The sequence below is a fragment of the uncultured Algibacter sp. genome (assembly GCF_963976535.1).
Taxonomy (GTDB): Bacteria; Bacteroidota; Bacteroidia; order Flavobacteriales; family Flavobacteriaceae; genus Algibacter_B.
On sequence record NZ_CAXBLF010000016.1, the window covers coordinates 1 to 25219 of the forward strand.

26 protein-coding genes are annotated in these 25219 nt (G+C 33.6%); 8 read left to right on the plus strand and 18 right to left on the minus strand.

Annotated elements, in window-relative coordinates:
• The first annotated feature begins 115 nt into the window (after positions 1 to 115).
• The 6 genes from AAC024_RS06520 (at position 116) to AAC024_RS06545 (ending at position 6823) form a co-directional block, all read left to right on the plus strand.
• The gene (locus AAC024_RS06520) at positions 116 to 496 is read left to right on the plus strand and encodes a GxxExxY protein (protein ID WP_339894529.1); all 381 of its coding nucleotides are present in this window, start codon (positions 116 to 118) and stop codon (positions 494 to 496) included.
• Between the two features lie 162 nt (positions 497 to 658).
• Complete coding sequence (gene nuoL / locus AAC024_RS06525) at positions 659 to 2575, plus strand: NADH-quinone oxidoreductase subunit L (protein ID WP_339894452.1); 1917 nt, start codon at positions 659 to 661, stop codon at positions 2573 to 2575.
• A 150-nt stretch (positions 2576 to 2725) separates the two neighbouring features.
• Positions 2726 to 4213, plus strand: a complete 1488-nt coding sequence (locus AAC024_RS06530; RefSeq protein WP_339894453.1) for an NADH-quinone oxidoreductase subunit M — start codon at positions 2726 to 2728, stop codon at positions 4211 to 4213.
• Between the two features lie 190 nt (positions 4214 to 4403).
• Positions 4404 to 5807: an NADH-quinone oxidoreductase subunit N gene (locus AAC024_RS06535; RefSeq protein WP_339894455.1), complete on the plus strand. Its 1404-nt coding sequence runs from the start codon at positions 4404 to 4406 to the stop codon at positions 5805 to 5807.
• 118 nt (positions 5808 to 5925) lie between these two features.
• Positions 5926 to 6255 (plus strand): hypothetical protein, encoded by a 330-nt coding sequence (locus AAC024_RS06540; protein ID WP_339894457.1) that lies wholly within the window; start codon positions 5926 to 5928, stop codon positions 6253 to 6255.
• 238 nt (positions 6256 to 6493) lie between these two features.
• Positions 6494 to 6823: a ferredoxin gene (locus AAC024_RS06545; protein ID WP_339894459.1), complete on the plus strand. Its 330-nt coding sequence runs from the start codon at positions 6494 to 6496 to the stop codon at positions 6821 to 6823.
• A gap of 229 nt (positions 6824 to 7052) precedes the next feature.
• Here AAC024_RS06545 and AAC024_RS06550 read toward each other — a convergent pair whose 3' ends face one another.
• The 4 genes from AAC024_RS06550 to AAC024_RS06565 all read right to left on the minus strand — a co-directional run bounded on the left by AAC024_RS06550 (position 7053) and on the right by AAC024_RS06565 (position 11371).
• Positions 7053 to 7847 carry a DUF1853 family protein gene (locus AAC024_RS06550; protein WP_339894460.1) on the minus strand — a complete coding sequence of 265 codons (795 nt, stop codon included), beginning with the start codon at positions 7845 to 7847 and terminating at the stop codon, positions 7053 to 7055.
• A 24-nt stretch (positions 7848 to 7871) separates the two neighbouring features.
• Entirely contained in the window at positions 7872 to 8768 is an 897-nt protein-coding gene (locus AAC024_RS06555) for a serine/threonine protein phosphatase (RefSeq protein WP_339894461.1), read from the minus strand.
• A gap of 206 nt (positions 8769 to 8974) precedes the next feature.
• A complete protein-coding gene (locus tag AAC024_RS06560; RefSeq protein WP_339894463.1) occupies positions 8975 to 10153 on the minus strand; it encodes an acyl-CoA dehydrogenase family protein in 1179 nt (392 codons plus the stop codon).
• Between the two features lie 129 nt (positions 10154 to 10282).
• A complete protein-coding gene (locus tag AAC024_RS06565; RefSeq protein WP_339894465.1) occupies positions 10283 to 11371 on the minus strand; it encodes an aromatic ring-hydroxylating dioxygenase subunit alpha in 1089 nt (362 codons plus the stop codon).
• 74 nt (positions 11372 to 11445) lie between these two features.
• On the opposite strand from AAC024_RS06565, the gene AAC024_RS06570 reads away from it, so the two are divergent.
• Together AAC024_RS06570 and AAC024_RS06575 are read left to right on the plus strand one after the other, a co-directional pair.
• The gene (locus AAC024_RS06570; RefSeq protein WP_339894467.1) at positions 11446 to 12753 is read left to right on the plus strand and encodes an amino acid permease; all 1308 of its coding nucleotides are present in this window, start codon (positions 11446 to 11448) and stop codon (positions 12751 to 12753) included.
• Positions 12754 to 13632, plus strand: a complete 879-nt coding sequence (locus tag AAC024_RS06575; RefSeq protein WP_339894468.1) for an arginine deiminase family protein — start codon at positions 12754 to 12756, stop codon at positions 13630 to 13632.
• On the opposite strand, the gene AAC024_RS06580 is transcribed toward AAC024_RS06575, so the two are convergent.
• The 14 genes from AAC024_RS06580 to AAC024_RS06645 form a co-directional block, all read right to left on the minus strand.
• Entirely contained in the window at positions 13633 to 14313 is a 681-nt protein-coding gene (locus tag AAC024_RS06580) for a methyltransferase (RefSeq protein WP_339894470.1), read from the minus strand.
• A gap of 132 nt (positions 14314 to 14445) precedes the next feature.
• Positions 14446 to 14751 (minus strand): four helix bundle protein, encoded by a 306-nt coding sequence (locus AAC024_RS06585; RefSeq protein ID WP_339894472.1) that lies wholly within the window; start codon positions 14749 to 14751, stop codon positions 14446 to 14448.
• 38 nt (positions 14752 to 14789) lie between these two features.
• Positions 14790 to 15314 carry a ribosome maturation factor RimM gene (gene rimM, locus AAC024_RS06590; protein WP_339894474.1) on the minus strand — a complete coding sequence of 175 codons (525 nt, stop codon included), beginning with the start codon at positions 15312 to 15314 and terminating at the stop codon, positions 14790 to 14792.
• Between the two features lie 190 nt (positions 15315 to 15504).
• The gene (locus tag AAC024_RS06595) at positions 15505 to 16143 is read right to left on the minus strand and encodes a 30S ribosomal protein S16 (protein ID WP_339894476.1); all 639 of its coding nucleotides are present in this window, start codon (positions 16141 to 16143) and stop codon (positions 15505 to 15507) included.
• A gap of 96 nt (positions 16144 to 16239) precedes the next feature.
• The gene (locus tag AAC024_RS06600; RefSeq protein ID WP_339894478.1) at positions 16240 to 17307 is read right to left on the minus strand and encodes a lactonase family protein; all 1068 of its coding nucleotides are present in this window, start codon (positions 17305 to 17307) and stop codon (positions 16240 to 16242) included.
• Positions 17308 to 17412: 105 nt separating this feature from the next.
• Positions 17413 to 18642 (minus strand): hypothetical protein, encoded by a 1230-nt coding sequence (locus AAC024_RS06605; RefSeq protein WP_339894480.1) that lies wholly within the window; start codon positions 18640 to 18642, stop codon positions 17413 to 17415.
• Between the two features lie 54 nt (positions 18643 to 18696).
• Positions 18697 to 19095: a cytochrome c gene (locus AAC024_RS06610; protein ID WP_339894481.1), complete on the minus strand. Its 399-nt coding sequence runs from the start codon at positions 19093 to 19095 to the stop codon at positions 18697 to 18699.
• A gap of 4 nt (positions 19096 to 19099) precedes the next feature.
• The gene (locus tag AAC024_RS06615; RefSeq protein ID WP_339894483.1) at positions 19100 to 19993 is read right to left on the minus strand and encodes a hypothetical protein; all 894 of its coding nucleotides are present in this window, start codon (positions 19991 to 19993) and stop codon (positions 19100 to 19102) included.
• Positions 19990 to 21306, minus strand: a complete 1317-nt coding sequence (gene nrfD / locus AAC024_RS06620; RefSeq protein ID WP_339894485.1) for an NrfD/PsrC family molybdoenzyme membrane anchor subunit — start codon at positions 21304 to 21306, stop codon at positions 19990 to 19992. The genes AAC024_RS06615 and nrfD overlap by 4 nt, the downstream gene beginning before the upstream one ends.
• A gap of 2 nt (positions 21307 to 21308) precedes the next feature.
• Positions 21309 to 22283, minus strand: coding sequence for a 4Fe-4S dicluster domain-containing protein (locus AAC024_RS06625; protein WP_339894486.1), 975 nt, complete (start codon positions 22281 to 22283; stop codon positions 21309 to 21311).
• Positions 22284 to 22315: 32 nt separating this feature from the next.
• Positions 22316 to 22585, minus strand: coding sequence for a hypothetical protein (locus AAC024_RS06630; protein ID WP_339894488.1), 270 nt, complete (start codon positions 22583 to 22585; stop codon positions 22316 to 22318).
• Between the two features lie 5 nt (positions 22586 to 22590).
• Entirely contained in the window at positions 22591 to 23454 is an 864-nt protein-coding gene (locus AAC024_RS06635; RefSeq protein ID WP_339894490.1) for a DUF5777 family beta-barrel protein, read from the minus strand.
• A 21-nt stretch (positions 23455 to 23475) separates the two neighbouring features.
• Positions 23476 to 23835 carry a hypothetical protein gene (locus AAC024_RS06640; RefSeq protein WP_339894491.1) on the minus strand — a complete coding sequence of 120 codons (360 nt, stop codon included), beginning with the start codon at positions 23833 to 23835 and terminating at the stop codon, positions 23476 to 23478.
• Between the two features lie 76 nt (positions 23836 to 23911).
• Complete coding sequence (locus AAC024_RS06645; protein WP_339894493.1) at positions 23912 to 25168, minus strand: ethylbenzene dehydrogenase-related protein; 1257 nt, start codon at positions 25166 to 25168, stop codon at positions 23912 to 23914.
• Positions 25169 to 25219: the final 51 nt, after the last annotated feature.

Below are 25219 nucleotides of genomic sequence, written 5' to 3' on the forward strand. Positions count from 1 at the left end.
AACCTCTGTGTAAAACTTAGTGTCCTTTGTGGTTAAGGACACTGAAATAATGAAGTATTAATAGATGTAACCACAGAGAGCACAAAGTAGCCACAAATACACTATGGAAAACAGAATGACAGAAAATGAGATAGCAACGAAAATTATTGGATGTGCCATTGATGTTCACAAAGTTTTGGGTCCAGGGTTGTTAGAAAGGGCCTATCAAGAATGTCTATATTATAAACTCAAAAAAGTTGGATTAAAAGTTGAAAAAGAAAAACCCATGCCATTAGTGTTTGAAGAAGTAAAATTGGAATGCGGATATAGAATAGACTTACTTGTAGAGAATAAAGTAGTCATTGAATTAAAAAGTGTTGAAGCATTAAATGATGTTCATTTGGCTCAAACCCTTACTTATATGAAATTAGGTAAATACAAATTAGGCTTGTTGATTAATTTCAATGTAACCCTATTAAAACAAGGGATAAAGCGAGTAATCAATGGAACTCTGTGAAAAAATTGATAAACTCTGAGGTGAAAAAATAACCACGGAGTTCACAAAGAATACACAGAGTACACAAGCCTAAATTGGTGTAACATTATTAAAAATAAAATATATAAACCCTGCGGCCTCTGTGTAAAACTTTGTGCCCTCTGTGGTTAAAGAAAATAAATTATGAATCTAAGTTATATCATATTAATCCCGTTAATTCCTTTCGCAGTATTCTTACTGTTAGGAATTTTTAATAAGAAAATTAAACCTAGTATTTCTGGATATATTGGTGTTTTAGGATTAACTACTTCGGCAATACTATCATTCTATACAGCATATAAATACTTTTTTGAAGTTGGAAAAGTAGATGGCGTTTATCAAATATTAGTTGAAAAAACAACTTGGATGAATTTTACAGATACCCTAAGTATTGATATGGGAATTCTAATTGATCCAATTTCTGTGATGATGCTTGTTGTGGTATCTATTGTGTCGCTCATGGTTCATATTTACAGCAGAGGTTATATGAAAGGGGATGATGGTTACACCAAATTTTTCGCTTTCTTGTCACTGTTCTCCTTCTCCATGTTTGGATTGGTGTTGGCAACAAACCTATTTCAGATTTATATTTTTTGGGAATTGGTTGGGGTGTCATCTTATTTATTAATAGGCTATTATTATAAAAAGCCATCAGCTGTATCAGCTGCAAAAAAAGCTTTTATTGTCACTCGTTTTGCCGATTTGGGTTTTTTAATTGGCATTCTCATTATTGGTTATTACACAGGGACTTATGATTTTGAAACCCTAAATAATCCTGAAGGGAGTGCAATCTTAAATTGGGCATCGACGTCCTTTATGGGTTTATCGGTTTTAACTTGGGCACTCATATTAATTTTTATTGGTGGTGCTGGTAAATCTGCTATGTTTCCATTACATATATGGTTACCAGACGCTATGGAGGGACCAACACCTGTTTCAGCTTTGATTCATGCTGCAACAATGGTAGTTGCTGGAGTGTATTTGGTGGCAAGGTTATTCCCCATGTTCTATTTTGTCGAACACGGATTTGTGCTCAATATTGTAGCCTACGTAGGTGCATTTTCAGCATTGTTTGCCGCCATTATTGCCATCACTCAAACTGATATAAAACGTGTATTGGCATTTTCTACCATGTCACAAATTGGCTATATGATGTTGGCACTGGGTGTTTCAGGTTATGATGGGCATCATGGCGTTGGTTATATGGCATCTATGTTTCATTTATTTACGCACGCTATGTTTAAAGCCTTATTATTTCTTGGAGCTGGTTCTGTAATACATGCGGTTCATAGCAATTATTTGAAAGATATGGGCGGTTTACGTAAGTATATGCCTATTACTAATATTACCTTTTTAGTTGCAGCACTGGCGATTTCAGGAGTCCCGCCATTTTCAGGATTTTTTAGTAAAGATGAAATTTTGGTTGCCGCTTTTGAGCATAATAGATTAATTTATTACGTAGGTGTTTTGGTTGCCGGACTTACTGCCTTCTATATTTTCAGAATTTATTTTGGCATATTTTGGGGCAAGGACAAAACCTACCAGCATAAACCTAAAGAGTCGCCTTTATCGATGACCGTTCCACTGTTGTTTTTGGCATTGATGAGCATTTTTGGTGGATTTATTCCATTTAGTGAGTTTATCACTCCCGATAAAATCGGTTTTGAATCGCAGATAGATTATCCTTTGGCAGCTATTGCAGTTACCGTTGGATTAATTGGGGTATTTCTGGCCTGGATATTCTATAAAAAAGAAAATAGTCTATCTGATACTTATGCAAAGGCCTTTGGTCCTTTTTATAAGTGGGCAAGTGATAAGTTTTACCTTGATGAAATTTACCTTTTTGTCACTAAAAAAATATTAATTAAACGAATATCTGCACCAATAGCAAAATTTGATAAGAAGTATGTTGATGGCACCATGGAAGGTATTGGAAACAAAACAGTATCAGCATCAGAAAAAATTAAAGGCATGCAATCGGGTAAAGTACAAGATTACGCATTTGCATTTATTGCAGGCGTAGTTGTAATAGCCTTGGTGTTTATTTATTTATGGAAGTAAAAATGAAATATATTAAAACAATACACTTTGTGCCTTCTCTGTGAACTCTGTGGTTTTTTAACCACAAAGAACACAAAATTTTTCACAGAGAACATAACGAAATCTAAGCACTTTGGTTTTTGTTATTTAAAAATTGGAATTTAAAAAGATATGGATATTTTAACACTTTTTATAACGGTACCAATACTGACCATTTTGGTTTTAGTTTTCACTAAAGGCTTAAAACAGGCACGTATTGTTTCAATGGTTGGGAGTATCATTCAATTTGGAATGGCCATAAACCTGGTTTTCGCTTATTTTGAAGAAAGGGCTATCAATAGTGATGTGATGGTATTTACCAAAGATGTAGTTTGGTACAAGGAGTTCAATATTCATTACAATATAGGTGTTGATGGCATTTCGGTGGCATTATTACTACTTACGTCAATAGTTGTATTGGCGGGCGTTTTTATATCCTGGAAAATGAAAGAGTTGCCTAAAGAATTTTTTATCGCCCTTATAGTACTTTCCATAGGTGTTTACGGGTTCTTTATTTCTTTGGATTTGTTTACCTTATTTGTGTTTTTTGAAATTGCCGTAATACCAATGTATCTGTTGATTGGCATTTGGGGTTCCGGCCCAAAAGAATATTCGGCCATGAAATTAACCTTGATGTTAATGGGAGCATCCGCTGTTTTATTGGTTGGGATTTTAGGAATTTACTTCCACTCAAATGCAGATGGTGGTGCCTTGACGTTTAATATATTGGAAATCGCCAAAGTGAATATCCCTCTCGAAGCACAAAAACTGTTTTTCCCGTTAACCTTTATTGGTTTTGCGGTTATAGGCGCATTGTTCCCTTTTCATACCTGGTCGCCTGATGGTCATGCATCAGCACCAACGGCAGTATCTATGTTACATGCTGGTGTATTAATGAAATTAGGAATTTACGGCATATTTAGGGTCGCCATGTTTTTATTGCCCGAAGGCGCTCTACATTGGTCTTGGTTCTTTATTATACTTGCTGCTGTGGGTGTTATTTATGGTGCTTTTGCCGCCATAAAGCAAACCGATTTAAAATATATCAACGCATACTCGTCTGTTAGCCACATGGGTATGGCGTTATTTGCCCTTTTAATGTTAAATAAAACCGCATGGAACGGTGCCATTTTACAATCGCTTTCCCACGGATTTATGACAGCCCTATTCTTTGCGTTGATAGGTATGATTTACGGCAGGACGCATACTAGGGATATTTACAAATTGGGTGGTCTGTTAAAAGTGATTCCGTTTATTTCGGCCATTTATGTTATTGCCGGTTTATCGTCATTGGGCTTACCCGGATTTAGTGGTTTTATTGCCGAAATGAACATTTTTGTAGGGGCTTTTCAGCATGAAGACCTATTCTATAGAATTGCAACAATTATTGTTGTTTCTGCCATTGTAGTTACTGCGGTTTATATTTTAAGAGCTGCTGGAATAATGCTAATGGGACCTGTGAAAAACAATGATTATTTAAGCTTGGAAAAGGCAACTTGGTACGAGAAAACAGGTGTTTTATTATTGTTGGTTCCTATTGTGGGAATGGGTGTTGCACCGCTTTGGTTGAGCGATATGATTTGGGAAAGTTTACAACCTTTTATGCAAGGTGTTTTATAAGCCCCTTAATTCACAAATAGGAAATAAAAGCAAAGAAGAAACGGAAATAATGAAAAAAATAACCACAGAGTTCACAAAGGTTTTACACAAAGTTTCACAGAGGCAATGCTTTGTGCGCTTTGTGCCTTCTCCGTGAACTCCGTGGTTAAAAAATAAATAGAAAATAATGAATTTTAGTAATTTTTTATTGATGAAACAAGAAATTTTGCTTTTAGCAATTATACTGATATTGCTAATAAGTGAAATTTTTATTCATAAAGACAAGAAAAGTAGTATTATACATTTGGCAATATTTCTTTTTGGAATTCATACAGCAATTGGCTTTTTTGCAATAGAAGAAAGCAGTTTGTTTGGAGGCATGTTCAGAACAAATAATATGATTCATTTCTTTAAAAATATTTTGAATGTTGGGGTCTTAATTTTATTATTACAATCGGCTGATTGGCTCAAAGAAAAAATATTCAATGAAAACAGAGGTAGTGAATTCTTTATACTATTATTCTCTTCATTATTAGGAATGTATTTTATGATTTCATCAGGTGATTTTTTAATGTTTTATTTAGGATTAGAATTATCTACACTTCCTGTTGCGGCTTTAGCAGCGTTTGAAACCACAAAAAGAATCTCAAGCGAAGCAGGTATTAAACTCATATTGTCTGCTGCATTAGCGTCTGGAGTATCATTATTTGGTATTTCTATGTTGTATGCAACCTCTAGCTCTATTTATTTTTCTAACATAGCCGAAGTTATCACATCAAATAATTTAACCATATTTGGAATGCTACTATTCTTTGCTGGATTAGCGTTTAAAATATCATTAGTCCCTTTCCATTTCTGGACTGCTGATGTGTATGAAGGCGCTCCAATAAGTGTGGCTTCTTATTTGTCAGTCATTTCTAAAGGAGCAGCTGTTTTTATATTAATGATTTTATTATTTACAATTTTCAAACCCTTAATGCACATTTGGGAAAATGTTGTGTATATCATTGCTATTGCAACCATGTTTATGGGTAATTTATTTGCTTTAAGACAGCAGAACATGAAACGCTTTTTAGCGTTTTCATCCATCGCGCAAGCAGGATTTATTCTGTTAGGTTTAATGACGGGGAATCAATTGGGTGTAGCTACAATTGTATATTTTGTATTAGTGTATGTGTTTTCAAATTTAGCAGCTTTTGGAGTAGTACAGGCTATTTCATTACAAACAGGAAAAGAAAATATGGATGATTATGAGGGTTTATACCGAACCAATCCAAAGTTAAGCATGGTTATGATGTTGGCCTTATTTTCTTTAGCAGGAATTCCACCAGTTGCAGGGTTTTTTGGTAAGTTTTTCTTATTTACTGCAGCAGCAAGTAAAGGCTATTATCTATTGGTGTTTTTAGCTGTTGTAAACGTTACTATTTCATTATACTACTATCTCTTAGTAATTAGAGCTATGTTCTTGCGTAAAAGCGATACCGCTATTCCTTATTTTAAAAATAAACTGTATATGCGTTTAGGATTAATAATAACGGTAGTTGGTATTTTAGTGATAGGATTATACAGTCCGTTGTATGATTATATTTATGAACTAAGTAGTGTATTTGAATAAACACCAAAAATCAAATAACCTAGAAGTTTCGGGGCCAAATAACAAGTGCATAAGTAGGTAATCCACCGAATTGGAATTTAGGATTTGTAAATTGGAATTTATTTTTTAAGAAAAAATTATGGCTTTATCAGGAAAACATACATTTGGAAGTATAGGAGAAACAAGAGTCACTTTTGTAGAAAAAGGTGTAGATGAGAATAGGTGCGATTTTCTTAAAAGATTATTAGAGCATAATGGTCTTGAGGTTATTATTGATGAAGATAAAAGGAAAACCGAAGAAGAACCACAATTATACACAGTAGCAGTTACTAGTATGGTTTTTAATCCAACCATTTGGGTGTTTGAACGTAAGTTAAAAACTTTTGATGGGCATAAGGTTACCCAAGATTATTGGAATCAAAAAACCGAGAAAACACATCCTCAATATTGGAATAACGGAAAAAAATAACACTGTTATTGTAAGTCGATAGTTCAAGAATCAAGACCATTTTCAAAACAAAGAATATCTCAATCCTCTAAATCTTAGATATTATGAACGGCTTTTTTGTTGATTTCAAGGAGCTTACCTTATAACCCCACTAAGTCTATAAAATTTATAGGAATTAAAATATGCCATTCTAAAATTTAATTATATTTTTGCCATTCTTTTTTTAGAATTAAAAAAGTATAAAAAATTTAGATTAAAAATGGTTGATATTAATATTAAGATAACGGACAGAGAGGGTACACAGCATAACATACTCGCGCCAACAGATATGGCAATGAATCTAATGGAAGTTGTTAGATCTTATGAATTAGCACCAGAAGGCACCATTGGTGTTTGTGGAGGTATGGTTATGTGTGCGTCTTGCCAGTGTTATGTATTAAGTAATATCGATTTGCCAGAAATGAGTGACGATGAAGAGGCGATGCTATCTGAAGCCTTTGATGTAAAAGGTAATAGTCGTTTAGGTTGCCAAATACAAATGACGCCTCAAATGGAAGGACTTGCGGTAGAATTGGCTCCAGAAAGTTAAAATATACCTAAAATGCATTTACTTGTCACACTGAGCGCAGTCGAAGTGTCCTTTTAAAATTTATGTTTGGGCGTTACCTCGCTCATACCTACAAGGTTTCCAAAACCTTGCAGGATCGCTTAGGTCGGGCTTTCACTACTCGCTTCCTCCTACGTCGGCGAGCTCAAACATCCCGATAGCTATCGGGACGTTCAATCCCTAACGCGGGCATATTTGCTAGCTTTTGTAGTTACCACCAAACCAAAAACACTTTTTTCAATTCACCGTTTTTTAATTTTACCCAGCACAACGTCGAAAATTGCTGCTCAAAATAGTCTTGTACAATCGCTTTAAAATCAGTAAAATTTAGCCAATTTATATTGGTGTGCGGAAATACCAACCAATCTTTCTTCTGTGGGATGAAAAACTTACAGTCACTAAAATTATTTAACTCGTTTTCATTAACGTAAAAGCCAACAATACAAGCTGTATTTAGTGTTTTAAGTTGCATATTTTGTTTTAAAAAAGGCATAAACAATTGTGCTTTAAAATACACTTGCTGAGAAATGTCTTCCGATAGTAAGTTAAGTTCGTTTAAAAAGTTTTTGCATTCCGTGGAATGCAAAAGTGGTAGTTGCTTATCTTTAAGTTTAGTGAGTTTTTCTTTTAAAGAATCTTTTCTATTGGGACCAATAAAATGCTCAATTTCGGTTTCGCCAACCGAAGCATCGTATAAGTAGAATTTATAAATAATCTCTAAATGAATGGGTTTATTGCTTTTGAGAAGTAAACAATCTAGTTCGCCTAAAGTAATTTTGCCATCTTGAATTTGAATGTTTTCAGCTAAAATGGAAATGTTTTCTTGTTGTTCTAACTCAAACGAAACAAAACGTTCAACATATTTACCTAAACGTAATTTTTTATCAATAATAACATCAATTTTATCAGATTTTGAAATGATTTCAAATTGAGATAAATTAGAAACCGTATCACCTTTCCATAAACAAGGTGTGTTTAAAAAACCTTCATATCTTTTTTGGAGCATTTAATTTTTAAGAGTATTGCATTTTTATTCAGTCTTATAATCTACCAACTTAACAGGGCCTTCAAGTAAAGCCTTTACAATTTGTAGCGTGCCATCATCTTTAGTAGCAATTTGCCATTTTATCAATGAAATTTCTCCATTTTCAATTTCAATACCTGTAATACTTCGCGGGTGTACACAGCTTCCATCATTAAAAAAAGCAATATCGCCAGGTTCTGGAAAACGCGGTCGGTGGGTGTGCCCTACAATAGTTAGTAAGTTATTGTTTTCGGTAATCCACTTTTTGGTTCTTCGTTCAATTTTAATAAGTTCTTTGTAGTTTTTTGCAGGACTAGTAGGATCCGCAATTCCCATAACATTTAGCGGTTTCCATAAAACTCGAACCATAAATCGACTCCATTTCCAAAATAAATAATTCCACCAATCGGCTTGATGACCATGAGTTAAAAATAGTTCTTGACCAGTTTTAGAATGTTTCAAAACTACAGCTTCATGATATTTAAGATTACAAAACAACTCAACATTTTCGCCAATTTTTGGATCAAAATAAGTTGATAAATACTTTTCTACATATTTTGGATCGCGATACACCATATCATGATTTCCCCAAATCATATGTAAACGTTCCTGTTTATGAAATAGTTTCATAAGCATATACACATTTTTATGTGCATTTAAAATGGAATCAAACGAAAGGTTTTCCCATAATTCATCACCATCACCAAGTTCACAATAACTAAAGCCTCCATCATAATAATGCTTTAAGGCATGAAAATAAATATTTCGGTTATTGGCAAAGTCATCAGCGAAACTATTATCACCTCTATGACAATCACTAAATAGAACAAGCTTACTAGAGTCGTCAAAATTGACAATCTTAGCATTCTTGTAAGCGCGATCTAATCTGGTTTTTGAAGACATGAATAAACTTTCAACTAAAATAAGCAGAAATTAATCAATGTGATAATTGTCATTCAATTTTTTCAATAGCTATTCAAAGACCACATAGAATCATAAAAAAAATGCATGTCAAAGGAGAAACATTTTCTTAAATTTGTATAAATTATTTTATCCAGAACAATTCCGTCCGAATGCAATAACAAAATGAGGCTTAGCCACTTTAGAGACTATTTGAATGCGTTAAGACCAGTGACATCTAAGCCTGTTATTAGTAAATGGATATCATGAGTGCCTTCATAAGTAACAACACTTTCTAGGTTCATCATATGTCTCATGATAGAATATTCACCGCTAATTCCCATTCCGCCCAACATTTGTCTTGCGTCACGAGCAATTTTTAAAGCCATATCAACATTGTTACGCTTTGCCATAGAAATTTGTGCAGAAGTAGCTGTTCCATTTTCACGCATAACTCCTAAACGCCATGCTAGTAATTGTGCTTTTGTGATTTCAGTAATCATTTCAGCTAATTTCTTTTGCTGTAATTGAAACTGACCAATGGGTTTGCCGAATTGCATACGTTCTTTACTATATCTTAGAGCGGTATCATAACAATCCATAGCAGCTCCTATAGCGCCCCAAGCAATACCATAGCGTGCAGAATCTAAACACCCAAGTGGTGCACCTAAACCTGATTTATTAGGTAATAAGTTTTCTTTAGGGATTTTTACATTATCAAAAATAAGTTCGCCAGTAGCGGAAGCACGAAGAGACCATTTATTATGTGTTTCAGGGGTGGTAAAGCCTTCCATTCCACGTTCTGCAATAAGTCCATGAATACGTCCGCTTTCATCTTTAGCCCAAACTACAGCCACTTGAGCAAAAGGGGCATTGCTTATCCACATTTTAGCGCCGTTTAGTAAATAGTGGTCGCCTTTATCCTTAAAATTAGTAACCATGCCACTTGGGTTGCTACCGTGGTCTGGTTCTGTTAAACCAAAACAACCAATCCACTCACCACTTGCTAATTTTGGTAAATATTTTTGGCGTTGCTCCTCGTTTCCATATTTCCAAATGGGATACATAACCAAAGATGATTGAACCGAAGCTGTTGAGCGCACTCCAGAATCACCACGTTCAATCTCTTGCATAATTAAACCATAAGAAATTTGATCTAAGCCAGCACCGCCATATTCCATTGGTATATAAGGACCAAAAGCACCTATTTCTGCCAAACCACCAATAATTTGTTTTGGAAATTCTGCCTTTTGAGCATACTCTTCAATAATTGGAGAAATATCGCGTTTTACCCATTCGCGGGCAGCATCTCTAACTAATTTATGTTCTTCGGTGAGCAGTTCATCTAAGTTGTAATAATCTGGAGATTCGAATAAGTCAGGTTTCATAAAGATTAGGTTTTGATATGTTTTAAAACAAAATTATTAATAAAAACATTGTTTTTTTAATAATTCAATATTTTAATTGCTCAAATTTAATTAAAGCAACTGAATCATTCAGCATTTTAAAGGAGAAATTTATAGATTTAGAAATCTTGCAAGCAAACTATGAAAATGATGGACACCTTGTTCTCTAGTTGGAGAATATCGACCGGATTTATAGAATGACGAATTAACTCCCTTTTGAACATTTTCAACAATATCTTCGTCTTCTTTTTCTACCTTCTCCAAACCACTGCCTGCACCTTGTTCTAGTTTAGAAGCATCAAGAACATATGTTATAAATGAGACTTTAGTTTTGTTGAGCGCTATTGGTTGAACAATATTTAAAGATAAGCCCCAAGGATAAAAATTAAACATCATATTAGGAAATACCCAATAATAATAAGCTGCAACATTTTTGTCATAGTCTATATGGTTTTTTGGTAAATTAAAAGTATTAGTTGATTCGTCAGAGTATCCAATTTGAAGATTACAATATTGGTATGTTTCTGTTTTGTAACTACCATAATCTAATACAGCATCTAAATCGTTATGTACAAATGGCACATGAAATCCTTCTAAGTAATTATCACAATATAGAGCCCAATGCGCATTCACAATAAAGTCTTTATTTAAGCTTTCTGATAGCACAAAATTATCAAATGGAAGAAACCCTATGCGTTCATTCATTTTATCAATTACTTGTTGAAAATTGAACAATGGATTTAGCCCAACAAATAATAAGCTTCCCCATTTTAATAAAGGAAACTCATATAAATTATCACACGGTTTTGGGAAATCAAGTACCTCTTTAAACTCTGGCATAAATTCAAATTCGCCTTTTAGGTTGAATCTTCTGCCATGATAACCACAAGTTAGTTTTTTTTGCTTTCCAGATTTTAAGATTACTAAGTTACCACGATGTGTACAAACATTGGATAGGCAATTAATATTTTCACTTTCATCTTTGGTTAGTAATAATGGTTCAGAAAGATAGTTTTCTAATAAAGTAAAAGGGTATACAGATTGAGTTTCATTTAATAAACTTTCATCACCAATAAACTGCCATGATTTAAGAAATACATCGTCTTTTAAAGCTTCAAAAGTGCTTTCGTCTTTATAAAAAATAGCAGGAAGTGTTTCTGCTTTTCTAATATCTGAATCAATACTGTAAATCTTTGGCATAATTAATATAATTGTACATTCGCTTTTCGTCCCTAATTTACTCAATTAAAATTTACTACTTTTAAAACAACCTAATGAATCAAAAGCCACAGAAAATTGGATTAATAACAACAACGTCACTTGTTGTTGGAAATATGATAGGCGTAGGTATTTTTGTGCTTCCAGCTGCTTTAGCTAAGTATGGAAGTATTAGCCTTTTAGGGTGGGTGTTTACTGCTATTGGAGCAATAATACTTGCTAAAATATTTAGTAATTTTAGTAAAATAATTGTTAGTAAAAGTGGTGGTCCATATGCCTATTCTAGAGCTGGCTTTGGAGATTTCATAGGGTTTTTAATGGCTTGGGGATATTGGGTTGCGTGTTGGGTTGGTAATGGAGGAATTGCAATAGCAATAGTTGGCGCCTTAAGCTTCTTTTTTCCAGTTTTAGAAACACATTCTCTGTATCAAGTAAGTATTGGGTTAGCATTAATATGGCTTTTTACGTGGATAAATTCAAGAGGGATTAAAGAATCTGGTAAAGTACAAGTTGTTACAACAGTTTTAAAATTATTGCCTTTAGCATTTGTAATTATAGTAGGCTTGTTCTTTTTTAATATTGATAATTTTCCAGCTTTTAACTTAACAGGAGCAAGTGATTTAGCTACATTCCCTATCGTTGCTGCGTTAACGTTATATGCTTTTTTAGGTATTGAGTGCGCTACTATTCCTGCTGCCAACGTTGAAAATCCAGAGATAACAGTACCTAAAGCGACAATGATCGGTACAATTTTAACAGCCACAGTTTATATATTAGGGACTATTGTTTTATTTGGAATATTGCCAATGGATACATTACAAAATTCTGCAGCTCCTTTTGCTGAAGCTGCTCAACTAATAGCTGGAGATTTTGGAGGATATTTTGTTGCTGTTGGTGTTATAATATCTGGCCTTGGAGTTTTAAATGGGTGGGTTTTAGTTACTGGGCAATTGCCTATGGCTACGGCCAAGGATAATTTATTCCCTAAGTTTTTTAAAAAGGAAAATAAAAATGGAGCACCTATAATAAGTTTAGTTATAGGCAGTGTATTATCTTCTCTAGTAATGCTTATGAATTTTACTGAAGGGTTGGTAGATCAGTTTCAAATAATCGTGGAGATTGTTGTATTTGTTGCTTTAATACCCTATTTGTTTACAGCTGCCGCTTATATTTTGGTAATTATTGATAAAAACCTTCATGCAAATAGCTGGGTGAAGACATTAGTTTTAGGAAGTTTAGGTATGGCATTTTCTATTTGGGCTATTTATGGTACAGGTTCAGAAACCGTGTTTTATGGATTTTTATTATTAATGTCTGGGCTTCCGTTTTATATTTTAATGCAATGGAACAAAAGAGAAAAATAAATGAAAACGACACATCACTCTGAATTTTTAAAACTACAAACTGTTTTTATAAAACCAGCAAAAAATGCTTTCGTTTCCGATAATGAGTTGATAGCGCAATGGCAGGAACTTAATTACTTATCTCGTCCAGATTTTAATAGTTCGTTGGCAGAATATAAAATATTTCAAGAGTATTTTGCAAATAAAAACATAGAAATACATTCTTTTCCATTTGATGAGCATGTAAAAATAGATTCCATCTATTGTAGAGATGCTTCAATTGCTACCGATTTTGGAATGATAATTTGTAACATGGGAAAGGGAGGGCGAATTAATGAACCTCAATCGCATTTGGAAGTATATAAACTAAATAATATTCCTGTTTTAGGAACTATAGAAGCTCCTGGGACTCTTGAAGGTGGCGATGTTGCTTGGTTAGATGAAACAACTTTAGCAGTTGGATATACTTATCGAACCAATCCGGAAGGTATTGCTCAACTTAAGACATTATTAGAACCTAAAGGTATAGAGGTTATTGTAGTTGAGTTACCACATTATAAGGGAAAAAGTGATGTGTTTCATTTAATGAGTATTTTAAGTCCTGTAGATAAAGATTTGGCTGTAGCTTACTCGCCTTTAATGCCAATTAAATTCAGAAACGAATTACTAGATAGAGGGTTTGAGTTAATTGAAGTTCCTGAAGAGGAATTCGAATCTATGGGCTGTAATGTTTTAGCTGTTGCGCCAAGACAATGTGTTATGGTAGCTGGTAACCCAATAACGAAAAAATTATTAGAAATTGCCGGATGTGAAGTTACTTCCTATAAAGGAGATGAAATTAGTGTAAAAGGAGGTGGTGGACCAACGTGTTTAACACGACCGATGCAACGGTTACTTTAATTACAATTTTAAGTAAAAATCTTTAGTTAAACTTTTATATGCTTCTGTGTATTGGTGTCTTGCAATTTCAATAATTAATTCATCAATTTTAATAGCGCTTTCCTGCCTGCCGGCAGGCACGGCGCGGAAAGAGAATTCAACTAAACTTCGTTTGATATTAGAAGTAGGATTGCCTTTTACATGCAATATATTATTCGGGTAAATATTGAAATTTGATGCCAAACTAATAAGTCCAGTTTCTTCTTTATAAGGAATGACTACAGAAAAAATTCCATTTTCAGAAAGTAACTTTGAAACGCTTTTAAGTAAATGCTCAAAGGGCATTGCATCTTGAAAGCGTGCTAAATCTCGTTGATCACTTTTAGTTTTATAATCTTCAGAATAGAAAGGTGGGTTGCAGATTATTAAATCATATTTATCTTCTATTTCTTCTATAAATTCTTCCAATGATGCATGGTAGCAAAATAGTCTATCACCCCAGGGGGATTGTTCAAAATTATCAACGCATTGTTCGAATGCATTGTCATCAATTTCAATAGCATCAATAAGTTCTGCACAACAGCGTTGTGCTAACATTAATGATAAAACACCTGTGCCAGCTCCAATATCTAAAACAGAAAGAGGTATTTTTTCAATAGACGCCCATGCTCCTAACAAAACACTATCAGTGCCAATTTTCATAGCACACTGGTCTTGATTAATTGTGAATTCTTTAAACTTAAAGGGTTTTGTCAAAATAAATTCCAAATTTTAAATTCTAAAATCCAAAAGGTTTTAGGACTTGTTGATTATTGCAGATAAAACTTTACGTAATTATTCAGCTTCATTTATAAGTTCAGTTAATTCAGAGTCAGATTTTGAGTTTAAATCTAATAAAAGCTTTAACCATAAAACAGATTCTTTAGCCTCTTTTCTAGCAATTTTTAATCTGAAATCTTTATCCCCTAATTTTTCATTTGCTTCAATATAATTAGCAGCAACAGAACCAGAAGAGCGTACTACTTGTTTCCCATCTTCAATGTTAGAAATTGTTTTTGGAAGTTTTTGAATTAATAATCTAACATTCTTTGCAAATACATAAGTCCTTTCTTCTAAATCATATATTTTCTTATTTGCCATTGATGATTGGAATTTGGATTTTAGTTTTTGGAATTTCCTTAAAGATATAAATCAATCAATCCTTCAGGAGTTTCAACAAGAATGGATTTATTAGCTCTATCGACCTTGACTATAAATTCATCATTCATCGGAATTAGAATTTCAATACCATCTCTATCAATTTCAAAAAGCGATTGAGCGGTTGAGTCATTTATAGTTTTTAAAATCCCAACTTTCCCAAAATTAACATCTTCAATAGTAAATCCCATAACTTCGTGAAAGTAGAATTTATTACCTTCAAGTTTAGGCAGTAGGTCTAGTGGCAGATATAATCCACTTTTCATAATGGCATCAGCATCAGCTTCTACATCAACATCTTCAAATTTTATTCGAAGCAATTCAGACTTATGTAATTGTGAACTTTCAACAAAAAAGGGCACAAGATTGTTTCTTAATTCTAAAAATATAGCGTCTAAGTTTTCGTAAATTTCAGGTTGATCGGTGTCCAATTTAGCTAGAACTTCCCCTTTAAAACTGTACTTTTTTACAATTTTACCTAAGTAAAAACAATCTTCTTTTTTCATAGAAAGCTAATTTTTTTAATTCTCGCGAATCCCGATAACTATCGGGAGGGAATCTATTTTAAATTTATCTAAAAGTTAATGAGATTCCCATCTTCATGGGAATTATTTAATCAAACTTTTTAGAAGTTTGATTAAATAAAAAACTCCGATAAGTTATATCGGAGTTTAAAAGTATAAAAAATTAATTTTTCTATTCTTCTTCTTTTGAAGCTTTTGCTTCTTTAGCAGCTGGAGCCGTTTCTTTTGCAGCAGGAGTTTCCTCAGCTACAACTTCAGTTGTTTTTCCAACAACGTCCTCTACAGTTTCAGTTACTTCTTCTGAAGTGGTTTCAGCCTCTTCAACTACAATTGCTGTTTCTTCAACAACCTCTTCTTCAGCAACAGGAGCAGCAGCAGCAATTCTTGCTTCGTTAACAGCTTTTTCAGCAGCTAGAGCATCAGCTTTAGCTTTTGCTTCAACATCAGATAAACCATCAGCTTTAGCTTGAACTTTACCTTCTTTTTCTTCTAACCAAGCAGTAAATTTAGCTTCAGCTTGCTCTTCAGTTAAAGCCCCTTTTCTAACACCACCTGCAAGATGATTTTTTAATAAAGCACCTTTGTAAGACAATAAAGTCTTAGCCGTATCAGTTGGTTGTGCACCATTCTGTAACCATGTTACAGCACTATCAACGTTTAATTCAACAGTTGCTGGATTTGTGTTTGGATTGTAAGCACCTAATTTTTCTAAGTATTTACCATCTCTTTTTGAACGTGCATCAGCTGCAACGATCCAATAGTAAGGTTTCCCTTTTTTACCGTGTCTTTGTAATCTAATTTTTACTGGCATAATTATTAATTATTTGAGGTTCTCGACCTCGGTTATTAATGAGGGCGCAAATATACTATAAATATTTAATTTTCAGTGGTTTATTTTTGATGAATTTTAGAATAATAGGCAAACAGGTTCAGGTGCTTTAACCTCGTGTAAAAAGGAGAGTTTACCAGAAGTATTGTCGATACTAAAAACAGCAATATTATTACTCTTTTTATTAGCTACTAATAGAAATTTACCCGCAGGGTCTAGGGCGAAGTTTCGTGGCCAATCACCATGAACAGACATGTTTTGTATTTTTTCAATTTTACCAGTATTAATAACTCTTTTAAATACAGCAATTGAATTTTCACCTCGATTAGAGCCGTATAAAAAGCGCTCATCTTTTGATAAATGAATATCGGCGCACGAATTGTTTCCTTTGTAGCTATCATTTAAAGTTGAATCATGGTCTATTTTCTCAAATCCATCGGCTGTTTTTTTTACTGAAGTTATTGAGCTTCCATATTCATTGATAATATAAATAAACTCACCGTTATTGGTTATTGAAAAATGTCTCGGTCCCGGATTGCCTTCCGTTTTAACTATAGCCGGAGACTTAAGTTTGTAATTGTTATTTTTTAATTTATATTGATATACGGCATTTCTTCCTAAGTCTGAAACAAACAAATCATCTTTAAAAAATTGAGCAGAATGTACATGCGATTTTTCATTTTCAGTATTATGATTAAAAACTTGGGACACCTCGCTTAAGCTACCATTTGTGTTCACTGGATAAATAGAAACCGTGCCTCCGCCATAATTAGAAACAGCAACTTTAGTTCCGTCTTCATTAATTGATATATGACAGGGGCCTTTTCCCTGGCTGCTAACACGGGTTAAAAGTGCCAAACTACCGTCGTCATTTATTTTATATGAAGATAAAAAACCGTTATCCGTTTCGTTTGTTGAATATAGATATTTTCTATCTGCTGAATATGTTAAAAATGAAGGGTTGTCTATGTTTATAGCAAGTTTTTGGTTGCTTAATTCCCCAGTTTCTGTATTGAATTGGAGTTGGTAAATACCTTCGCTGTCTCCATTAGTGTATGTGCCAACATAAAGTGGGACGATTTGTGCTATGCAACTATAATTGATAAGAATCGTAAAAACCCCTACATACAGTAATTTAAATTTCATATTAAATTTTTTTAGTAGGCTCTAAAGTAGTATAATTTAGAGAATTTAGGAAAAGAATTGTGGTAAAAGCAACAAAAAATTATAGCGCTTTGTAGTGTTTGTTTATTACAAGTTGTTAATAAAAAATGAAGCTTCTTTAGATATTATTTTATTTAATTCATTTTCAGGAATTAATGCTAATGTTTCTGTTTGATGGATTAATTTTTTCATGACTTGATTAGTAACCAATTTAATTTGAGAGCCTTCAACATTAGATTGATAATGTTTGGTAACCACGTTATTTATAGAGATTTTTAACTTTGCCAAAAGCGCTCTTAATGGCGCTTCATTAAGCCACTCGTTGTAAGATGCAAGTTCTTCTATAATAATATTAATAACGTCGCTTTTGGAAGCTATACGTAACTCTTTATTTTCTTCAAGTTCTTTTGAAATAGAATCTAAATCATGAAATATGACATTATTCTGATACATCAGATTTTTGTCAATATTACACGGTACAGCTAAATCAAGAAGTCGTACTTTAAGATTTGAAAATGGGATATTATGTATTAGATTTGAGCAATTACTTACGGCGCTTATAACAACTTCAAAATCATCAAAATTATTTGCTAGAACGTTCGCCCAAGGATATGTTTTACACCTATTGTTTTGGGCCAATATAACGGCTTTTTCTTCACTGCGGTTACTAATGTAAATATTGCTGTAATTAAATTTTGAATTATATTTAAACAATTGTTTAACAATATCGCCAGCTCCAATGAAAAGTATTTTTTTTGATGTTGAGCTGGCCTTTTTAAAATTAGTTTGAATGACTTTTAAAGCTTTATAAGCAACAGACGTTGTTCCATCTCTAAAATTAGTTTCATTACTAATTCGCTTATGACTTTTAAAGACGCTTTGGAGTGCGCGTTCCAATAAAGACCCTTGTAATTTGTGGGTCATTGAAAATTGATACGATTTTTTAATTTGATGTATAATCTCTGAATCGCCCAGAACTGAAGATTCTAATCCTGATGCTACTTCCAAAAGGTGTCTTACAGTGGCTTCAGTAGTATCGCTAAGCTCAAATAATTTTTTGTCTATTAAACTGCTTTTAGGCGATTTTAAATCTATTAAAAAATTGCGAATACTTGTTGCCGAATGCGTTGTGGTTTCAAAATATATTTCAGTCCTGTTGCAAGTTGTTAAAAATAGTAAACCGTCAATATCTGGAAAAGTATTACATATAAGTTGCACATAATCACTTTTCTTTTCCAAAGGAATATGGAATACTTCCCTTTGTTTAGTCGAAGCTGTTTTATGTGAAATACTAATATAGCGTAATGACGGGTTCATTTTATGGTTGTTTAAATTGCTTAATAAATTAATAATGCAATTTTATTCCTTAGGTTATTCCGCTAAGGTTCTCATATAATTTACAATAAGCCATCTGTCTTCGTCATCAGGCATTTTTTTTGTGTATTCTGGCATATCGTCTCTTCCAAAAGTAGATTTGTAAAATATGGCACCATCGGTTTGGGTTTGAAATTCTTCAGAAGAGAAATCTCCCAAATCGCCTTCTTGCTCATCTGCCTTTGGGCCGTCACCATAACCTTCTTTGCCATGGCAGGATTTGCAGTGTTTACTGTAGAGTGATTTTCCTATATCTAAATCTTCACTAGGATTTGTTGGGTTTTTCATATTGATGTATTTTTCAGGCACTATCCATTCTTCCTGAATGAAAGTTGTGAATGAATAAAAAACAAATAGGACAATTCCGATGCCAACTAAATTTTTTAGTGTTTTCATAGTGTTACGTTTTTGCATTATTAATTTTAAATAAATTAGTTATTAAATATATGACTGGTATCCAAATACCCAGTATCAATAAATTGGCGAACACAAGGATGAACAATGGTGTTTTGTTCCTTGGTGACCATAATGTTCTATCATCAAATGTTGATTCGTGCACAACAGGTATTCCTAAAGGCGCATTGATCAAGGCTTTAACGGTCCCGTAATCGTCATGGTCATTTAAAACGATTTCAAAGGTTAAATTGCCATCAACACCAGGTAATTCTTCTTCAAATGGGACAACTATAGTGCCATTTTCATCGGTATTATTGAATTCTTCTCCAATTCTTAAAGATTTAAATAGGCGTTGTACCAGTACACCAAGAGATTCATCTGCAATTGGGTTTTTTGTGTTTGGATCTGATAGCGTTGCCGTTATATAATTAATGCCATGTATTGTAATTACTTTTGCGTCAACAATATCAACATCTTTAAAACTAAAGCTTTTTGAGGCTTTTTTAAACTGGTCATTCCCTTTAAAAGAAAACAATAAATTATAAGTATTTGTAGAATCGGGTTTTATGTCATTTATACTTTTTAATGTATATCTGCTTTGGCCTTTTACATCGGTAGTAATTGTTCCTAGTTTAATTTTTTCATCTTCAATTTCATTATAAACAAGGATATCGACATGTGAGACATCGACATTTTCCTTTTCCACTTTTGATGTTGCCCTAATATCGAAATAACTTTCGCCATCCATTATTTTTACATAGTTGGTTTTTATTCTAACCCTGTTCTTTTTAGTGTTTTGGGCATATAGATTTTGAAAACCAGATGTTAGTAAAACCACATTTAGTAATGCAAGCAAAATAAAACGAAAGTGTAATTGATTTATTCTTGAAAGTTTCATGTCTCAATGGTTTTATCCGTTTTTAATAATTCCTGTTCTTCATAAGTTCTTTGAATAGGGATGACAGGTAAATAGCGTACTAAAATGGTAATAATTAATAATGCCATGGCCAAAGTTGCAATTGTTATTAACCATTCGTGCAAGCTCGGGAAATAGTGCCTCCAAGATTCGGGAACACCTTGTATAGGTAAAAAAGGGTGTAATAGTGTAGGGGTAACGATAACAAAACGTTTCCACCAAGAGCCAATTACCACAATAAGCCCAATGAAAAACATGGGATATGGTTTTCTTCCCTTTTTAAACAATAACACTATAATAGGGATTATAAGTCCAACAATGGTAACAAACCAGAATAATGTCGCATAAGACCCTGTAAAAAGTGTATTTAAATGAACCGATTCATCTTTTTTAGCTGTAAATGAAGGGATTAAATATTCATTGATATTAAAATAAAAATATAATAATAAAGCTAACACCAGTAATTTACCCAACTTATCAAAATGATAATCTGTAATATAATGTTCAAGTTTTTTAACACGTCTTACTACATAAATAACAGTAACAAGCGCTCCAATTCCGGCAACAAAAGCTCCAGATATAAAGTAAGGGGCAAAATTTGTACTGTCCCAACCAGTTCTGTAGGTTGTTGAGAATAGCCACGCATCAATAGTCTGTAATAAAATACCAACTGGAATAATCATTATTGCAATGATTTTAATGGATTTTGTCTGAATGGTTTTTTGCGCCACGCTTCCCTTCCAGTTTAAAGACAGTTTACCGTACCACTTGCTTAATTTTGGCTTTGTTTTTTTAAAGTGTTTCTTGAGAATGGCAAAATCAGGCAGTAGAGGGAAATATAATAATAACAAGCTAATAACAATATAGGTGGGTATTATTACCACATCCCAGGTAATGGGTGATTGTAATCTGGCGTGGATGAAAAGATTTAATAATCTATCGGGCCTTGCCATATCAATCATAATGGTGATGCCTGCCATAATAATGGCCGCTACAGAAATAATTTCGGCAATTCTAACCAATGGTGTTCGCCACGAATTATTGGTTAATCGTAATATGGCAACAGTAACAGTTCCTACAAAACTTGTGGCCACGAAAAACACAAAATTGGAAATGTAGATTCCCCAAAGCGCATAATCGCGCATATTGGTTACTTCTTGGCCTTTTATTAATTGATCTATATAAGCCACGATTCCGGCAATTATAATTACAACGAGGAACAGTGTCCAGATAACGCCACGTTTTCCAAATTTCCTTGGAGCTAAATCATAGATAAGTGTTTTATGGTTTTCCATGGCTACTCAGGCTTTTCAACAGATTCAAATTCTTTATAATTCTTTAAAGCTTCTTCAAAATCTACCATCCTGTCTTTAGGCGGCAAATAATATACACTGGGCTCTGTACCTAAACCTTCCATTAAACGATAACCTGCCCTTTCTTCCAATAATTCGCTCAAGCGTACTATTTCATCACTATTAGACACGGTGTCTTCATATTTATCACCAAAATAAAATACATTATTAGGGCAAACTTCTACACATTTTGGCAATTCATTATTCTTTACAAAATGCGGACAGAAATCACATTTATCAACCGTACCTTTTAGGCTTGGCATGCCGGCGTACTCCGGTGATAAATATTCGTGTTGATACATATCCATGTTTAATGTAATTTCGCCTTGGTCCGGTTCACTCCAGTTAAATACCCTTGTTGAATAAGGACAAGCTGCCATACAGAACCGGCAACCAATGCAACGTTCATTATCAATTAGCACTAAGCCATCCCTTCTCTTAAAAGTGGCATCAACAGGGCAAACAGTAACACATGGCGGATGATCACAATGTTGACAAGTCGTTGGCATAAAGTAAGGTGCGGTATCTTTTGATTCCTGCATTTTGTATATTTTTATCCATGCATTATCACCTGTAATATAATGGTGTTTGTTGCATGCGCTCTGACATTTTAAGGCGTTTTTACAGCGTGCCAAATCGACAACCATTACAAATTTGCGGTTGGGCATCCCTTCCCTTACATTGTATTTTTTATCATTATCGGCTGGGTGTTCAATTTCTAAAACCTCAGAAGAATCAACTTGGATTAATGTCCCGTCGGTAGTCATTAATTCCATTTTCTCTCCAGAACTATCATCGTTAGTTGCATTTAATTTGGAGGTGATTTTAGACAAGCCAAGTCCGCCAATTGCGCTAACAATTCCCAGTTTTAAACCTTTGTCAAGAAATTTACGTCTTGAGCTTTTGTTCTTATCTTCCATGATTATATTGAGTTAAAGGAAATTATAGTTAATTATAGTTTTTTACTAAGCCAGTTTCTGAATGATTTATTTGATATGTTTTTCTTTACAATTTTCGATTTATTTAGGGTGCTAGTTCTAACTTTTACCGTAGTACCGTCTGCTTTTAAGAGTGTTTTGTACTCTTCTTCATCTTCGGGAATAATATTATTATTGATAGCTGGGTTACTAAAACCTAGAAAAGGAATTAGTAAACTACCTCCTAAAAGTGGCAACATGCCACGACGAGAGATTTTTGCTCCTTTTCTAGATTTATTTTTCATAATGTTTAAAAATTATAGTTTCTAGTGATATTAAATCCAATAAGGTATTGTCCTTTATTACCTTCAAGTCCTGTGGTTTTATTATTAAACATGTAGTTTTCCTGAGGAACAATACCCCAATAATTTGTTACAAATAATTGGAAGGTATGTGCTGATGTTCCAAATTCAACTCCTAAACTAATTCCTGGAGGTGGATTATCTAACCTCATTTTGGTAAGTGGTTGACTATAATCTGCTATTACAGATGTTTGGTCACTAATTTTATAGCGGCCTCCAAATGCAATGGCAACCATGTCATTTCTCATTGTAGTAGCAACTGTATTATAATGAGAAACACTTGGAGCAACTTGTAAAGAAAGTTTTGGGTTAAATCGGCGAGCTATAATTAATTGATTAAAAAACGAGTATCTATCTGAGGTCTCTCGAAAAAGACCTTGGTCTTTGCTTCTTGCATCTATGGCAAAATTCCCATAATAGCTCACGCTTATTGGCATTTTATCTGAACGTGTTTGTCTTAATATTGCGGCTTTCCAGTTAAAGTCCTGATAGTTCTTGTTTTTAGTAGTACCGAACCCTATGGTTAATCTTTCGTGAATTCCATATGTTAATCCAATTCTAATATTGGCTGAACCATAAAAACCGGCTAAATCGTTTTTGTCGTCATTAAGTTCTCCAAATCTATGAGACATTTGTACCTCTAAAGTGTTTTTACTAAATAAAACATTTGTTGGGTTGTCTATTAAAAAAGAACTTTCAAAGGCTGGGCGTTCTAGTTTATCTTTTACAATTGTATCATTAACCTGTTCTTGAGAAAAGACTGATAGAGGTAAGACCAAAACGGCTAAAAGTAATATTTTATATATTTTCATGTCTGTTTTCTTAAAGGTTGATTATTCTATAGCGCCTTGGTCTATCCAGGTTCTAACTAATTCTAGTCTACTCGCTGGTAAATTTTGGTGACCATCTTTTAATTTAATATATAGTGGGCTTCCTTCTGCATCATTAGCCGTAACGTAAGTTGGAACTAGTGAATTATATGCATTTCCATCTCGTAAATCAGGGTTTAGACTTCCATCATGACAATTACTACAGAATCCAAAAATTGGTGCTATATCATTACTAAAAGTAACATCTTCTATGGTACTTCCATCATCATCATCAGCTATAGGCTCATAAATAGAATCATAATAACATGAGTCTAGAGATAAACTAATACCTATGATTACTAATATTTGAAATAGTTTTTTCATATCATACATTTTTATCAAGTATACTTATTATCAAATAGTGCAGACACAATATAGCCTGCACTATTTGATGGTAAGATTAATTTTCAATTTTCATTGATAGGAAGTTAGTTTGACCATGCGCAATTGCAGCATTATTAAATATTGCTAAACCAAAAGGTAAGGTTTCCCCAATCTTAAACTCAGCATCTGTAGGGTCGCCAGTATATAGTAACCTTCTAATTTCTAATTGCCATCCAGAACCAGTATGTATAGCTTTCACTTGTACTTCAGATCTACCATCATTTCCTTGTCCACCTGGGTTAATTATTACGCTTGGCATTCTTTTGTTACCAAACCCTTGAGAATAAGCAGGGTCTCCATTAGGGTCAATAGTTCCTCCATCATAAGTTAAAACACCGTTGGCAGCCACATCTGTAACAGCTTTTGCGGTTCCGTTATCTATTTCTGTTTGTGTAATCCAATAGTAATTTTCTCTAGTTGGAATTACGTATTTAGGACCGCTTAAATCGTTGTCAGGATCTGTAAATTTCATACCCGTACTATATGGAGAAATTCCATCATCATTTTTTCTTCCATTTGCAGATGCTTTATCAAAATCATCTTCCCATTGTACGAAACCATCATCAGCAGCTTCAGCTAAAGCATGTCTGTCGCGTTTCCAATGCCAAAAATCAGCCAATTCACCTTCATTTTTCATGTAGTGTCTTGTAACTTTATGTCCGTCTGCCAAAGAATTAGGTAATAATTCTAAATTACTATGACAAGTAACTGTACATGTACCTTCGTTAAATCCAGCAGGATTGGCTATTGGGAACATAAAACCAAATTTATCTTCATAAAATTTATCATTTTTATGATTTGCGTATTTGTTCTCTTGTTTCCATTCACCTGAAACACCTGAATTAGGGTCAAAATACCAAGACTGTCTGTCTCGGCTATCAGTATCGTCTTCCCATTCAAACAATAGGTATAAGTATTCACCGTCATGACCACCTCTTAAAGAGTAGCTGTAGCTTTCACCAGTGTAGGGATCCATTAAATCTGTAGGTTCTAATGATAAATCCCCACCACTTGATCCATTTAATGTGATTTGTCTATCACCTGCACCAGAAACAGTAGCCTTATTTATTAAAGGTCTGGCTTCACTCCAAACATCATCAATATTTCCATCAAAAAGAGGAGCTGTAGAGAATTTTTTTACTAGTAATTCATCAGAGCTTTCACCAATACCAACGTCACCTGTTCCAGTAATTGGAACATAATCGTCGTGGGTGCAACCTAAAACAAATGTTACTGTAATAATTAACGCGGTAATTAATTTGAAAATTTTCATAATAATATATTTAGTTTTATATTGATTTTAAAATTCTATATAAAAGTATGT

Excerpts from the sequence above, each read along its gene's own strand:
- AAC024_RS06520 (WP_339894529.1), top strand. The coding sequence starts at position 116 with ATGACAGAAAATGAGATAGCAACGAAAATTATTGGATGTGCCATTGAT.
- nuoL (WP_339894452.1), top strand. The coding sequence starts at position 659 with ATGAATCTAAGTTATATCATATTAATCCCGTTAATTCCTTTCGCAGTA.
- AAC024_RS06530 (WP_339894453.1), top strand. The coding sequence starts at position 2,726 with ATGGATATTTTAACACTTTTTATAACGGTACCAATACTGACCATTTTG.
- AAC024_RS06535 (WP_339894455.1), top strand. The coding sequence starts at position 4,404 with ATGAAACAAGAAATTTTGCTTTTAGCAATTATACTGATATTGCTAATA.
- AAC024_RS06540 (WP_339894457.1), top strand. The coding sequence starts at position 5,926 with ATGGCTTTATCAGGAAAACATACATTTGGAAGTATAGGAGAAACAAGA.
- AAC024_RS06545 (WP_339894459.1), top strand. The coding sequence starts at position 6,494 with ATGGTTGATATTAATATTAAGATAACGGACAGAGAGGGTACACAGCAT.
- AAC024_RS06550 (WP_339894460.1), bottom strand. The coding sequence starts at position 7,847 with ATGCTCCAAAAAAGATATGAAGGTTTTTTAAACACACCTTGTTTATGG.
- AAC024_RS06555 (WP_339894461.1), bottom strand. The coding sequence starts at position 8,768 with ATGTCTTCAAAAACCAGATTAGATCGCGCTTACAAGAATGCTAAGATT.
- AAC024_RS06560 (WP_339894463.1), bottom strand. The coding sequence starts at position 10,153 with ATGAAACCTGACTTATTCGAATCTCCAGATTATTACAACTTAGATGAA.
- AAC024_RS06565 (WP_339894465.1), bottom strand. The coding sequence starts at position 11,371 with ATGCCAAAGATTTACAGTATTGATTCAGATATTAGAAAAGCAGAAACA.
- AAC024_RS06570 (WP_339894467.1), top strand. The coding sequence starts at position 11,446 with ATGAATCAAAAGCCACAGAAAATTGGATTAATAACAACAACGTCACTT.
- AAC024_RS06575 (WP_339894468.1), top strand. The coding sequence starts at position 12,754 with ATGAAAACGACACATCACTCTGAATTTTTAAAACTACAAACTGTTTTT.
- AAC024_RS06580 (WP_339894470.1), bottom strand. The coding sequence starts at position 14,313 with ATGAAAATTGGCACTGATAGTGTTTTGTTAGGAGCATGGGCGTCTATT.
- AAC024_RS06585 (WP_339894472.1), bottom strand. The coding sequence starts at position 14,751 with ATGGCAAATAAGAAAATATATGATTTAGAAGAAAGGACTTATGTATTT.
- rimM (WP_339894474.1), bottom strand. The coding sequence starts at position 15,314 with ATGAAAAAAGAAGATTGTTTTTACTTAGGTAAAATTGTAAAAAAGTAC.
- AAC024_RS06595 (WP_339894476.1), bottom strand. The coding sequence starts at position 16,143 with ATGCCAGTAAAAATTAGATTACAAAGACACGGTAAAAAAGGGAAACCT.
- AAC024_RS06600 (WP_339894478.1), bottom strand. The coding sequence starts at position 17,307 with ATGAAATTTAAATTACTGTATGTAGGGGTTTTTACGATTCTTATCAAT.
- AAC024_RS06605 (WP_339894480.1), bottom strand. The coding sequence starts at position 18,642 with ATGAACCCGTCATTACGCTATATTAGTATTTCACATAAAACAGCTTCG.
- AAC024_RS06610 (WP_339894481.1), bottom strand. The coding sequence starts at position 19,095 with ATGAAAACACTAAAAAATTTAGTTGGCATCGGAATTGTCCTATTTGTT.
- AAC024_RS06615 (WP_339894483.1), bottom strand. The coding sequence starts at position 19,993 with ATGAAACTTTCAAGAATAAATCAATTACACTTTCGTTTTATTTTGCTT.
- nrfD (WP_339894485.1), bottom strand. The coding sequence starts at position 21,306 with ATGGAAAACCATAAAACACTTATCTATGATTTAGCTCCAAGGAAATTT.
- AAC024_RS06625 (WP_339894486.1), bottom strand. The coding sequence starts at position 22,283 with ATGGAAGATAAGAACAAAAGCTCAAGACGTAAATTTCTTGACAAAGGT.
- AAC024_RS06630 (WP_339894488.1), bottom strand. The coding sequence starts at position 22,585 with ATGAAAAATAAATCTAGAAAAGGAGCAAAAATCTCTCGTCGTGGCATG.
- AAC024_RS06635 (WP_339894490.1), bottom strand. The coding sequence starts at position 23,454 with ATGAAAATATATAAAATATTACTTTTAGCCGTTTTGGTCTTACCTCTA.
- AAC024_RS06640 (WP_339894491.1), bottom strand. The coding sequence starts at position 23,835 with ATGAAAAAACTATTTCAAATATTAGTAATCATAGGTATTAGTTTATCT.
- AAC024_RS06645 (WP_339894493.1), bottom strand. The coding sequence starts at position 25,168 with ATGAAAATTTTCAAATTAATTACCGCGTTAATTATTACAGTAACATTT.